The sequence below is a fragment of the Kitasatospora sp. NPDC041917 genome, from assembly GCF_055589745.1.
This window is the reverse complement of record NZ_JBVJBI010000025.1, coordinates 108,441-120,715: the sequence shown is the minus strand read 5'-3', so window position 1 is coordinate 120,715 and position 12,275 is coordinate 108,441. Positions and strand designations below refer to the sequence as shown.

12 protein-coding genes are annotated in these 12,275 nt (G+C 74.3%); 3 read left to right on the top strand and 9 right to left on the bottom strand.

Translation table 11 applies throughout. The features are described 5' to 3' along the window. Positions 1-99 precede the first annotated feature (99 nt). The 3 genes from ACZ6EM_RS27170 to ACZ6EM_RS27160 are packed head-to-tail and all read right to left on the bottom strand — an operon-like array spanning position 100 to position 2,883. On the bottom strand, positions 100-795 hold the full coding sequence (locus tag ACZ6EM_RS27170) for a response regulator (RefSeq protein WP_401050011.1): 696 nt from the start codon (positions 793-795) through the stop codon (positions 100-102). Beyond that, a complete protein-coding gene (gene macS / locus ACZ6EM_RS27165) occupies positions 792-2,018 on the bottom strand; it encodes a MacS family sensor histidine kinase (RefSeq protein ID WP_359897098.1) in 1,227 nt (408 codons plus the stop codon). Before macS ends, ACZ6EM_RS27170 begins: the two co-directional genes overlap by 4 nt. Positions 2,019-2,067: 49 nt before the next feature. After that, positions 2,068-2,883: a lysophospholipid acyltransferase family protein gene (locus ACZ6EM_RS27160; protein WP_452179420.1), complete on the bottom strand. Its 816-nt coding sequence runs from the start codon at positions 2,881-2,883 to the stop codon at positions 2,068-2,070. A 201-nt stretch (positions 2,884-3,084) separates the two neighbouring features. Between ACZ6EM_RS27160 and ACZ6EM_RS27155 the strand changes: the two genes are divergently transcribed. Beyond that, positions 3,085-3,879: an alpha/beta hydrolase gene (locus ACZ6EM_RS27155; RefSeq protein ID WP_465773429.1), complete on the top strand. Its 795-nt coding sequence runs from the start codon at positions 3,085-3,087 to the stop codon at positions 3,877-3,879. A 10-nt stretch (positions 3,880-3,889) separates the two neighbouring features. Next, positions 3,890-4,636 (top strand): hypothetical protein, encoded by a 747-nt coding sequence (locus ACZ6EM_RS27150; RefSeq protein ID WP_401053720.1) that lies wholly within the window; start codon positions 3,890-3,892, stop codon positions 4,634-4,636. On the opposite strand, the gene ACZ6EM_RS27145 is transcribed toward ACZ6EM_RS27150, so the two are convergent. The 5 genes from ACZ6EM_RS27145 to ACZ6EM_RS27125 form a co-directional block, all read right to left on the bottom strand. After that, positions 4,633-5,457 (bottom strand): endonuclease/exonuclease/phosphatase family protein, encoded by an 825-nt coding sequence (locus ACZ6EM_RS27145; protein WP_401053722.1) that lies wholly within the window; start codon positions 5,455-5,457, stop codon positions 4,633-4,635. The genes ACZ6EM_RS27150 and ACZ6EM_RS27145 overlap by 4 nt on opposite strands. Positions 5,458-5,583: 126 nt before the next feature. After that, complete coding sequence (locus tag ACZ6EM_RS27140; protein WP_401053723.1) at positions 5,584-6,528, bottom strand: ROK family glucokinase; 945 nt, start codon at positions 6,526-6,528, stop codon at positions 5,584-5,586. A gap of 191 nt (positions 6,529-6,719) precedes the next feature. Beyond that, positions 6,720-7,148, bottom strand: coding sequence for a DUF5304 family protein (locus tag ACZ6EM_RS27135; protein WP_465773428.1), 429 nt, complete (start codon positions 7,146-7,148; stop codon positions 6,720-6,722). Positions 7,149-7,288: 140 nt separating this feature from the next. After that, positions 7,289-8,461 carry an ArsA family ATPase gene (locus ACZ6EM_RS27130; protein ID WP_452179421.1) on the bottom strand — a complete coding sequence of 391 codons (1,173 nt, stop codon included), beginning with the start codon at positions 8,459-8,461 and terminating at the stop codon, positions 7,289-7,291. Positions 8,462-8,487: 26 nt separating this feature from the next. Continuing rightward, positions 8,488-8,922 carry an SRPBCC family protein gene (locus tag ACZ6EM_RS27125; RefSeq protein ID WP_359897082.1) on the bottom strand — a complete coding sequence of 145 codons (435 nt, stop codon included), beginning with the start codon at positions 8,920-8,922 and terminating at the stop codon, positions 8,488-8,490. Between the two features lie 336 nt (positions 8,923-9,258). On the opposite strand from ACZ6EM_RS27125, the gene ACZ6EM_RS27120 reads away from it, so the two are divergent. Then, positions 9,259-11,052, top strand: a complete 1,794-nt coding sequence (locus ACZ6EM_RS27120; protein WP_452179422.1) for an AMP-dependent synthetase/ligase — start codon at positions 9,259-9,261, stop codon at positions 11,050-11,052. An 85-nt stretch (positions 11,053-11,137) separates the two neighbouring features. Here the strand turns inward: ACZ6EM_RS27120 and ACZ6EM_RS27115 are convergent, their stop codons facing one another. Then, a complete protein-coding gene (locus ACZ6EM_RS27115) occupies positions 11,138-12,274 on the bottom strand; it encodes a glycosyltransferase family 4 protein (RefSeq protein ID WP_359897079.1) in 1,137 nt (378 codons plus the stop codon). Between the last annotated feature and the right edge of the window lies 1 nt (position 12,275).

The following is a 12,275-nucleotide window of genomic DNA, read 5'->3' as shown; positions in this document are numbered from 1 at the left end:
TGGGGGAGAAAAGGAGAAAGGGAATAGGGCAAGAATAAACCGGGCGGGGAACCCCCCCCCCCCCCCCCCCCCCCCCCCGCCGCAGCCGCTGCCGGACCCTCAGACCTCGTCGTCCAGGCCCTGCTCGATGGCGTACCGGACCAGCTCCACCCGGTTGTGCAACTGCAGCTTCCCGAGCGTGTTCTGCACGTGGTTCTGCACCGTCCGGTGGGACAGCACCAGCCGGTCGGCGATCTGCCGGTACGACAGCCCCTTGGCCACCAGCCGCAGCACCTCGGTCTCCCGGGCGGTCAGCCGCGGGGCGGCCGGCGCCGAGGCCGGGGCCGGCTCGGCGGCCAGCCGGCGGAACTCGCCGAGCACCAGGCCGGCCAGGCCCGGGGTGAACACCGCGTCGCCGACGGCCGTACGGCGCACCGCGTCCAGCAGCTCCTCCCGCCCGGCCGACTTCACCAGGTAGCCGGTCGCGCCGGACTTCACCGCCTCCAGCACGTCCTGGTGCTCTCCGCTGGCCGACAGCACCAGCACCCGCACCGCCGGGTCGTGCGCGACCACCTGGCGGCACACCTCGGCACCGGGCAGGCCGGGCAGGTTGAGGTCCAGCACGACCACCTGCGGCGTGCAGGCGCGGGCCCGGCGCACGGCCTCCTCGCCGTCGCCCGCGGTGGCCACCACGTCCAGTCCGGCCTCGGCGAGGTCACGCGAGACGGCGTCCCGCCACATCGGGTGGTCGTCCACCACCATCACCCGCACCGGCCGGTCGGCGGTCGGCTGATCGGTCATCGGCTGGCTGGTCATTGAGTGGCCTTCCTCGGGACGCGCAGTTCGACCTCGACGCCCTCCCCGGGCGCCGAGTACAGCTCGGCCGTGCCGCCGAGGTCCAGCAGCCGGCCGCGGATGGACTGGGAGACGCCGAGCCGGCCCGCCTGCTCGGCCTCGCCCAACCGGCCCGGGGCGTAGCCGGGCCCGTCGTCGCGGATGCCGACCGTGACGGCCTCCGGCTCGTCCTCGACCAGGATCCAGGCCCGGGCCCGCTCCCCCGCGTGCTTGCGCACGTTGTCGACGGCCGCGCCGACGGCCGCCGCGAGCTCGCCCGCCGCCTGACCGGGCAGCAGCACCGGGGTGCCGGGGGCGGAGAGCGTGATCCGCTCGTCCGCGTACGGGCGCAGCAGCACGGTCAGGTCGCACGGCGCGTGCGGGTCCGGCGGCTCGGCGGCGTCGGACCGCGACGCGCGCCGCGCCGGCAGCGGACCGCCCGTCATCAGCGCCCGCAGCGCGCGCTCCTGCTCACCGGCCAGCCGGCCGAGCTCGGCGAAGTCCGCGCCGGAGGCCGTCCGCTCGCTCAGCTCCGCGCCGCGCCGCTGGACCAGGGCGAGCACCTGGAGCACGCCGTCGTGGATGTCGCGGGAGAGCCGCTCGCGCTCCCGGGTGGCCGCCTCGACCTGGAGCGCCCGGGTGAGGGTGGCCTCGCTGGCCCGGGCCAGCTCGATCACGTAGCCGATCGCGCAGCCGGCCACCATCAGCAGCACGATGTTGTGGATGTTGTCGCCGGTCGGCCCGCCGTGGCCGAGGATGTTGGCGACGCCGATCACCGAGCCCGAGGCCGCCGCCGGGCGCCAGCCGCCCTTCGCGGCGAAGCCCAGCACCGTGCCGGCCGCCCAGATCGTCGGCAGGGTGGGCGCGCCGTGGCTGATCCGGGCCGGGGAGTCGGTCATGCCGCTCATCACGATGCCGGTGACGGCGAGGGTGAGGTCGGCGCCCAGGACGTACCAGGTGCAGCGCTGCGGGTTGGCGAAGGCCCGGGTGCTGGCCAGGGTCCACAGGGTCAGCGCGCCGAGGAAGATCCAGCCGGCCACCGGGTGCAGGAAGTGCAGGTACGAGTTGAAGTACCGCAGCAGGGCGTAGCACAGGGCCAGCACCCGGAAGTAGGAGATCGCCTTCCACAGCGGGAGTTCGACGGACATGCCGCCGGCCGCCACCGTGCCGCCGACCGCGCCGGCTCTGCCCCCGTCGTCCGTCATCCGCCCCTCCCCTGGGCCCGTCCGGGCGGCCGAGCGGCCGTCCGGACGCCTACTCCGGCTTCTCCTGCTGCTTCTCCGAGGTGCCCGCCTCGGCGGCCTTCTCCGCCTTCTCGGCCTCGGCGGCCTCCGCCTTCTCCGCCTTGGCGGCGGCCCGGCGCTCGGCGTCGGCCTTCTTCTTGTCGTCCGCGATCTGCCGCTTGGCGGCGGTCGCGTAGATGTCCACGTACTCCTGGCCGGAGAGCCGCATGATCTCGTACATCACCTCGTCCGTCACCGAACGGAGGATGAAGCGGTCGTTCTCCATGCCGTGGTAGCGGGAGAAGTCCAGCGGGCGGCCGATCCGGATGCCGGGGCGGATGCCGAAGTTGGGGATCACCTGGCCGGGCGGCTGCACCTTCTCGGTGTCGATCATGGCGACCGGGATCACCGGGGCGCCGGTGGCCAGCGCGACGCGGGCCAGGCCGCCGACCTTGCCGCGGTACAGCTTGCCGTCGGGCGACCGGGTGCCCTCCGGGTAGACGCCGAACAGCTCGCCGCTGTCCAGCACCGCGATGGCGCTGCGGATCGCGGCCTCGCCGGCGCCGCGCACGCCCGAGCGGTCCACCGGCAGCTGGCCGACGCCCTTGAAGAACGCGGCGGTCAACCGGCCCTTGAGGCCCGGGGTGTTGAAGTACTCGGCCTTCGCGATGAAGGTGACCCGGCGCCTGATCAGGGCGGGGAAGAAGAACGAGTCCGAGAAGGACAGGTGGTTGCTCGCGATGATCGCCGCACCCTCGGTGGGGATGTTCTCCTCGCCCTCGATCCAGGGCCGGAAGAAGATCCGAAGCAGTGGCGCGACGATCATCTTCATCAGTCGGTAGAACAACCCGGGCCTCCTGTTATGCGGACCGGTCGATCCTAATGCCCCGCGGCCGTCCGCTGTGCCCGCCCCCGCCGTACGGACCGCGCCCGGCCCCTTCGCAGGGGGTGTACGACCCGGCGCGGAGCGTGGGACGATGCGATTTCGCAGCACTTCCCCCTCCAGCGTCCTCTCCCCCAGCGCCACCCGCCCGCGAAGGAGTCCGCCATGCCGTTGCTGCCCGGTGCCGAGCCGTACCGCCACACCGGCGGGCCGGTGGGAGTGCTGCTCTGCCACGGCTTCACCGGGTCGCCGCAGTCGCTGCGGCCGTGGGCCGACGAACTGGCTGCGGCCGGCTTCACCGTCTCGCTGCCGCTGCTGCCCGGGCACGGCACCCGCTGGCAGGACATGCAGCTCACCCGCTGGGAGGACTGGTACGCGGAGGTCGAGCGCGAACTGCTGGCGCTCGCCGACGAGTGCGAGCAGGTCTTCGTCTGCGCCCTGTCGATGGGCGGCGCGCTGGCGCTGCGGCTCGCCGCGCTGCACGGGCCGACGGTCTCCGGGCTGGTGCTGGTCAACCCGTCGGTGCGCTCGGACACCCCCGCGAGCGTGCTGCTGCCGATGCTGCGCCACCTGCTGCCCAGCCTGCCCGGGGTCGCCAACGACATCGCCCGGGCCGGTGCGGTCGAGGTCGGCTACGACCGCACCCCGCTGCACGCCGCCTGGTCGCTGAGCCGGTTGTGGCGGGAGGTCCAGCGGCTGCTGCCGGAGGTGACCCAGCCGGTGCTGCTCTTCCACAGCCCGCAGGACCACGTCGTCTCGCCGGCCAACTCGGAACTGGTACTGGCCCGGATATCCTCGACGGACGTGACGGAGCGGCTGTGCCAGCGCAGTTTCCACGTCGCGACGCTGGACCACGACGCGGCGGAAATATTCGCGGCCGGCCAGGACTTCATCCAACGGCTGGCCCCCGCGCACGCGGCGGGCGTCACCCGGGTCGAATCCGACGATCACCATGGCTGAAGGGCCGGAAGTGCACGAGAGCAGCACGGCGGGCGGCGGGGACGAGACTCCCCGCGAGGACGGCGCGACCAAGGACGGCGGGACGGACGCCGCCACCCCGGGCGGTGCGCCGACGGACCGTACCGGCCCGGAGGGCACGGCGACGCCCCCACCCGGCCGGGACGCCGCCACCGGCTCCGCGGGAGAGGCCGCGGGCGACACCGCCGAACGCCGTCCGCGCCGTGCGCCCGAGCGCAGCCAGGCCGAGCAGGACGCGATCTTCGCCGCCCTGGTGGCACAGTTCGACGACCCGGTCGACCTCAACAACCCGAACTGGCCCGAGGTCGAGAACCTCCGGGCGCAGAACGAGCTCAAGGGCGGCTACAAGGAAGGCGGCGCCGGCGGCCGCGGCGACCAGGACGACCTGGCCGACCTCGCCCCGCAGCCCCGCCCCCGCTCCGGCCGGCCGGTGATGCCGGCGGGCGGCGCGGGCCCGCGCGACTTCGAACTGGCCGAGGAGACCGACGAGGGGCACTTCGTCCCGCCGGAGCCCCCGCCGCTGCCGGCCGCCGACGTGACCGCCAAGTTCGCCTGGCTGGCGGTGCTCGGCGGCCCGGCGCTGCTGCTGGTCGACGCGGTGGTCTGGCGGGAGATCTCCGGCTGGCCCGCCTGGGTCGGGATCACCGCTTTCCTCGGCGGCTTCGTGACCCTGGTCGCGCGGATGAAGGACCGCGACGAGGACGAGCCGGAGGACCCGGACCACGGCGCGGTCGTCTAGCGGACCTGCTGACCACCCGGCCGGCTCGTCGGCAGTTCGAGGACGGCGAGCACCGGCAGGTGGTCGGTCGCGGCCCGCAGGTCGGCCTCGCTGACACCGGGCAGCCCGTGCGGCACCCCGCAGCCGAGGACGGTGATCCCGGGTGTGGCGAAGACGGCGTCGATCCGCTGGTAGGGGCGCTCCGGTACGGAGGTGAACTCGCCTCCCCAGGGCGCGGTCGGGTACCCGTCCTGGAGCCGCGAGGCCAGCAGTCGCCAGCCCGGCCCGTCCGGGTGCTCGTTGAAGTCCCCTGCCACGACGCCGAGTTCGGCGATTGCGAGCTGGTCGAGGAGCAGCTCGAACTGCCCGTACCGCTCCTCCTGGTCCAGGCTGAGGTGGCAGCTGGTGACGCTGAACGGCGCCGTGCCGGGCAGCCGCAGCAGCGCGCCGGCGAAGCCCCGGGCGTGCAGGCCGCGGGTCTTGGGCAGCAGCCGGTCGTGCACCTCCAGCAGTTCCACCGCGCCGGGCCGGCCGAGCAGCAGCGGGCCGGCGGCGGTGCGGCCGCCGCCGGCCAGCACGGCCGTGCCGGTGCTCCGGGCCAGCCAGGCGGCCTGGCCCTCGGGCCGCCAGTAGCGCGGGGACTCCTGGACGCAGACCACGTCCGGCTCGCAGGCCCGGATCACCCGGGCCAGCGCCCGCCGGTCGTCGCGCAGCGAGCGGATGTTGTAGCTGAGCAGCCGCAGCCGGCCCGGGCCGGGCGGCGGCAGCGGTTCGGCCCGCGCGGCGGTCCCGGTCGCGGCGGCGGTCCCGGTCATGGCGGTGGTCGTGGTCGCGGCGCTCATGGTCCTCCCCTGGGCGGTCACCGGATCGATCCGACCGTACGCGGCCGGGCCGGGACGTGCGACGGCGGCGGTGCGTCCGGGATCGGTCGGGGCCCGGTCGCACCGCCGCCGGCGGGCTCGGAGGGGTCAGGCGGTGCGGGCGAGGTCCGCCGCGCCGACGATGCCGGCGGCGGAGCCCATCGAGGCCAGCACGACCTCGGCGCGCGGGCGGTGCACCCCGCCGGTCAGGTAGTGCTCGAACGCCTTGGCGACCGGGTCGAGCAGCAGCCGGCCGGAGTCGGAGACGCCGCCGCCGAGCACGAAGACGCCCGGGTCGAACAGCGCGGCGAGGTCGGCCATGCCGCGGCCCAGCCAGTCGGCCAGTTCCGCGTAGCACTCCAGGGCGAGCGGGTCGCCCTCCGCCGCGGCCTGGGTGATGTGGATGCCGCGGATGGTCTCGGCCACGCCGTCGTTGAGTTCCAGCATCCGGTGGCCGCGCTGCGGGTCGGCGGCCGCCTTCTCCCGGCCGTAGCGGCGCAGCGCACGCCCGGAGCCGTACTGTTCCCAGCAGCCCTTGCCGCCGCAGCCGCAGAGCAGGCCGTCGGGGACCATGTTGAGGTGGCCGATCTCGCCGGCCACGCCGAAGCGGCCGCGGTGCAGCCGGTTGTCCAGGACGATGCCGCCGCCGATGCCGGTGCCGACGGTGATCAGCACCATGTCGCGGTGGTCGGCGGCCGCGCCGAAGCGGAACTCGGCCCATGCCGCGCAGTTGGCGTCGTTCTCGACGACGGTGGACAGGCCGGTGAGCTCCTCGATCCGGCCGCGCAGCGGCTCGTTCTCCCAGTCGATGTTGGGAGCGAAGATCACGGTCGAGCGGTTGCTGTCGACGAACCCGGGGGCACCGACGCCCACCGCCGTGACACCGGGGTGCTCCTCCTTGAGCTCGCGCACGGCCTGCGCGATGGCGTCGACCGCCCACTGCGGGTCGGCCGGGGTGGGCACCCTGGTCCGGGCCAGGATGGCGCCCGCCTCGTCGACCACGCCTGCCGCGATCTTGGTCCCGCCGACATCGACGCCGATGGTCAGAGCCATGTGTCCCTCAGCTATTCACTCGTTCCGCTGGACGGAACGCTACCGTCCAACCCGGCCCCCGTACACAGCCTCGCATACATTATCCGAAGACAATCCTGGGCCAGCCTGGCCGTGATGCTTCAAAAGTCGTATCTAATCTCCTTCTTCGTGACGTACGAGAGCAACCCGATCACCCTCCGAAAGTCACGGTTTCACTGCTTGACGGACGACCCGTCAGCCTCGTCAACATCGCCGCCGAGGTCGCCGCCGCCATCGCCGTCGAGGTCGAGGTCGATCTTCTCGGTCGGCGCGCCCTCCCCGGCGGTCCAGCGGCTCTCGTGCCCGGCCACGGCGGCGCGGTAGGCGGCCAGCAGCTCGGCGCCCGCGGCGGCGAGCCCGGTGCCGGCCGCGGCGAGGTGGGAGTAGACCTCCGGCTGCTGGGTGCGCAGCCGGTCGGCCAGCCCGGACAGGGTGATCAGGGTGGTGGCGCTCGCCTCCTGGGCCTTGTCGCCGAGCGCACCGGCGAACCGGCGCACCTCGTCCACCAGCGGGCCCAGCTCCGGCCCGAACGGGTGCCCCTGGCCGCCCTGCTCGCCGTCCGGCCGGCCTCCGGGCTCGGTGCGGTCGTCGGTGCTGGTCATCGCGGGCGCCTCCTCAGCCGTGGCCGCACCCCGCGGCCCCTTGGGCCCGACGCTACCCGACCGGCCGGGCGGCCCGAAAAGCCGCCGGACCCCCCGCCGGACCCCCGCCGAAGCGCCACTGAAGCGCCGCCGAACCCCCGTCAGCCCCGGGGCCAGAGCGCCGGGTCGGGCGCGAACCGCACCGAGAGCACCCCGTCGTGCAGCCCCGCCCCGGCCACCGTGCAGCGGCGCAGCGCGGACGGGAGGGTGAGCACCCGGCGGTGGGTGCCGATTCCGACCACCAGTTCGTCACCCCGGCGGACCAGGTCCAGTTCGGAGCGGTCGGCGCCGGGCAGGTCGAGGTGCCAGACCAGCAGGCCCTCCTCGGCGAGCCGGTCCTCGACCGGCCAGGGCCCGGGGGTGAGCCGCTCGGGCCCGTCCCCGTCCCCGTAGAGCCGGTCGGCGACGGCTTCCAGGGTGGCGTCGGCCAGGCCGGTGACCAGCACCGGGGCGTCGGTCTCGGCGGCGAGCGCGGTCAGCTCCTCCTGCCGGCGGCGGGCCAGGGCGGCCAGCCAGGGGTCGGGCGAGGAGGCGGCGGCCCCGGGCAGCGCGCCGTGCACCACCACGGCGTCCGGCCGGTGCCCGTGCAGCGCGAGTCCGGCCCGGATCCGGCGCAGCTCGCGGTACGGGTGGCCGTCGGCCGGGACGACCAGCCGGACGCTGGTGCCGGGGCCGGTGATCGCGGCGCGGGACTCGGCGAGCGCCGCGACGGCCTTGGTGCGCCCCTCGTACAGCCAGTCGGCGGGCATCGGGACGCCGGCCAGTCCGGCCAGCAGCGGGCGCAGCGCCCGGGCGGCCTGCCGCTGCTCGGGGACGAGCCGGTCCAGGTAGCGGGCGAGCTGTTCGGGCAGGGCGAGGGTGGCGATCAGCTCGGCGGGCGGCGGGGCGAGCACGACCAGGACGTCCTGGTCGGCGGCGGGCAGGGCGCGCAGCAGGGCGAGCCGGGCGATGCCGGGGAGGGCGGTGAGCTCCTCGGGGTCGAGCTGTTCGGCGCCGAGCAGGTCGAGGGCGGGCTTGAGCCGGCCGGTGAGCTCGCCGACGGCGTAGCGGAAGGCGGCCTGCTCGTCGATCCGGGAGACGGTCAGGCCCGGTGCGTGGAGGAGCGGTTCGGGCTCCAGCCGGGTGCCGAGGGCGGAGTCCAGGGCGCGGTGCGGGTCGTCGGCGGCCAGCAGCCAGGTGCGGTGGCCGCGCCGGGCGGCGTGCAGGGCGGTGGCGGCGGCCACCGTGGGAGCCCCCGAGTCACCGCTGATCAGGATGGTGCGTGTCGCCGTCATGCCGTCCGGCCCCCCGTTCGGTCGTGTCAGCCTTCGACGCGCTTCTTCAGACCGGCCAGGGCGCGGTCGATGATGACCTTCTCGGCCTTGCGCTTGATCATGCCGAGCATCGGGATCTTGACGTCCACGGCGAGCTGGTACGTCACCTCGGTGCGGCCGCCGGCCAGCGGGGCGAGGGTGTAGGAGCCGTCCAGCGAGCGGAGCATCTGGCTGCGGACGAGGGTCCAGGAGACCTCGCGGTCGCCGTCCCAGGTGTAGGCGAGGACGTGCTCGTCGCGGATGGCGCCGGCGTCGAGCAGCAGCCGGACCTCGGCGGCGCGGCCGTCCTCGCCGGCCTTGAGGACCTCGATCTCCTTGACCTCCCCGGTCCAGGCCGGGTAGGCGGCGAAGTCGGCGATCACGGCCATGACCGTGGCCGGGGTCGCGTCGATGGTGATGCTCGACCTGGTGTGCTCCGCCATGGAATGGCCCTCCGCCTCGTCCCTCTGCCTGCCGGTCCGGCCGGGGCGCGCTCGGCCCGGTCCGCCCGGAGCAGGCTATCGCGCCCGGCGGGCGGCGCGGCGGCGCGGGCCGTGCCCGGCGGGCTGCCGTGGCGCGGGCGGGCGCCGGGCGGCCGGGCATGTTACCGGCCGGTCGCCCTGCTCTGTCATAGGGTGCCATTCGAACGACCCGGTCACGGCCTGGTCCGACCCGGCCGGGTGTGACACTTCGAACACCGGAGCCGACCCCTCTGGTCGAAGCTGCCTACCGGGCAGTAACGTCCTGCCGTCCCGCAGCGTCGCGTACGAGGAGCAGTCTTGCTCGACTTCAGCCTTCCGGCCCTCTACCAGGTACCGAGCAACGGCAACCTCGCCGACCCGGTGCACCGGAACGCCGAGATGCACCCGGATCTCGCCGTGCTCAGCCGGAAGGTGGACGGCCAGTGGCAGGAGTTGACGTCGGTCCAGTTCCTGGCCGAGGTGCACGCCACCGCCAAGGGCCTGATCGCCGCCGGTGTCGAGGCGGGTGACCGGGTCGCCATCATGTCCCGTACCCGGTACGAGTGGACGCTGCTGGACTTCGCGATCTGGACGGCCGGCGCGATCACCGTGCCGGTGTACGAGACCTCCTCCGCCGAGCAGGTCGAGTGGATCCTCGGCGACTCCGGCGCGGTCGCCGTGATCACCGAGACCGACCAGCACGTCCGGGTGGTCGGCGCGGTCCGCGAGCGGCTGCCGGAGCTGAAGCACACCTGGCAGATCGAGGGCGGGGCGATCGCCGCCCTGGCCGAGGCCGGGCAGGACGTCCCGGACGCGACGATCGAGGAGCGCCGCCGGATCGCCGGCCCCGACGACATCGCCACCATCGTCTACACCTCGGGCACCACCGGCCGCCCGAAGGGCTGTCAGCTGACCCACGGCAACTTCCTGGCCGAGTGCGGCAACGTCGTCGAGCGCCTGGCCCCGATGTTCAACACCGGCGAGAGTTCGGTCCTGCTCTTCCTGCCGCTGGCCCACGTCTTCGCCCGGCTCGTCGAGATCGCCCCGGCGATGGCCCCGATCAAGCTCGGCCACGTCTCCGACATCCGGGACGTCACCGCCGAGCTGGCCTCCTTCAAGCCGACCCTGATCCTGGGCGTGCCCAGAGTGTTCGAGAAGGTCTACAACACCGCCCGCTCCAAGGCCCAGGCCGACGGCAAGGGCAAGATCTTCGACAAGGCCTCCGACACCGCGATCGCCTACAGCCGGGCGCTGGACGCGGGTGGCCCCGGTCTGCTGCTGCGGCTCAAGCACGCGGTCTTCGACAAGCTGGTCTACGGCAAGCTGCGCGCCGCCCTCGGCGGCCGGGCCCGCTACGCCATCTCGGGCGGCGCCCCGCTCGGCGAGCGCCTGGGCCACTTCTACCGGGGCATCGGCTTCACCGTGCTGGAGGGCTACGGCCTGACGGAGACCTGCGCGGCCACCGCCTTCAACCCGTGGGACAAGCAGAAGATCGGTACGGTCGGCCAGCCGGTGCCCGGCTCCTCCGTGCGGATCGCCGAGGACGGCGAGGTCTTCTTCAAGGGCCCGCACGTCTTCACCGGCTACTGGAACAACCCGAAGGCCACCGCCGACACCCTCAAGGACGGCTGGATCGCCACCGGCGACCTCGGCTCGCTCGACTCCGACGGCTACCTGACCATCACCGGCCGCAAGAAGGAGATCATCGTCACGGCCGGCGGCAAGAACGTCGCCCCCGCCGTGATCGAGGACCGGATCCGGGCCCACGCCCTGGTCGGCGAGGTCATGGTGGTCGGCGACCGCAAGCCCTTCATCGCCTGCCTGATCACCGTCGACCCGGACTTCTTCCCGAAGTGGAAGGAGCTCAACGGCAAGCCCGCCGGCGCCACCGTCGCCGACCTCGCCGACGACCCGGACCTGCTGGCCGCCCTCCAGAGCGCGGTGGACGACGGCAACGCCGCCGTCTCGCACGCCGAGGCGGTCAAGAAGTTCCGGCTGCTGGACACCGAGTTCTCCGAGGAGAGCGGCCACCTGACGCCCTCGCTCAAGCTCAAGCGCAACGTCGTGCTGAAGGACTACGCGGCCGACATCGAGGCGCTCTACCGGAAGTAGCCGCCGGAAGCGGCCGCCCGACGCGGCCCGACCGCGGGCGCCGGACGGGCCCCGCCACTCCAGGAAGTGGCGGGGCCCGTCGGCGTCACCCGGCCAGCAGCGAGGTCAGCCGCCCGGCCAGCAGGTCCCAGCGCCAGGAGCGCTCCACCCAGCGCCGCCCGGCCTCGCCCATCCGCCGCCGCAGCTCCTCGTCGCGCAGCAGCCGCACGATCCGCTCGGCCGCCGCCGGGGCCGAGCCGCCGGGCACCACGTACCCGGTCTCGCCCTCCAGCACCGCGTCCGGCGCGCCGCCGGAGTCCCCCGCGACCACCGGCAGGCCGGTCGCCGAGGCCTCCAGGTAGACGATGCCCAGGCCCTCGACGTCCAGCCCCCCGCGCCGGGTGCGGCACGGCATCGCGAAGACGTCCCCGGCCCCGTAGTGGGCGGGCAGCTCCTCCCACGGCACCGAGCCGGTGAACCGCACCGAGTCCCGCACGCCCGTGGCGTCGGCGAGCTTCTCCAGGTCCGCCCGGTACGGGCCGCCGCCGACGATCAGCAGCACCGCGTCCGGCACGTCGGCGAGGATCTGCGGCATCGCCTCGATCAGGGTGTCCTGGCCCTTGCGCGGCACCAGCCGGGAGACGCAGACCACCACCGGCCGGTCCGCCAGCCCGAGCCGGCGGCGCACCTCGGCGCCCCCGGAGCCCGGGTGGAAGGTCGTCTCGTCCACGCCCGGCGGCAGCTGGACCATCCGGGCCGCCGCCTGCGGCCCGACCGCGGCGGCGATCCGGGAGCGGGTGTACTCGCCCAGGTAGGTCAGCACGTCGGTGCCGGCGCCGATCCGGCGCAGCAGCTGCCGGGAGACCGGCAGCTGGGCCCAGGCGGCCTCGTGGCCGTGGGTCATGCCGAGCAGCCGCCCGGCCCCGGCCCGGCGCAGCGTGGGCGCCATCAGCCCGAGCGGCGCGGCGGCGCCGAACCAGACCGAGTCGCACTTCTCCGCGCGCAGGATCTCGGCGGCCCGCCGGGTGACCCGCGGTGTGGGAACCATCACCTTCGTCCGGTCCCGGATCACCGGGAACGGCTGCTCGGCGTCGAAGCGGGCCACCTCGCTGCCGTCCCGCCAGGTCGAGGCGTACACCACGACACTGCCTGCGGGCTGACGGACGGCCATGTTGTGCACGAAGGCCTGGATGCCACCGGGGCGCGGCGGGAAGTCATTGGTGACGATCAAGGTTCTGTGCATC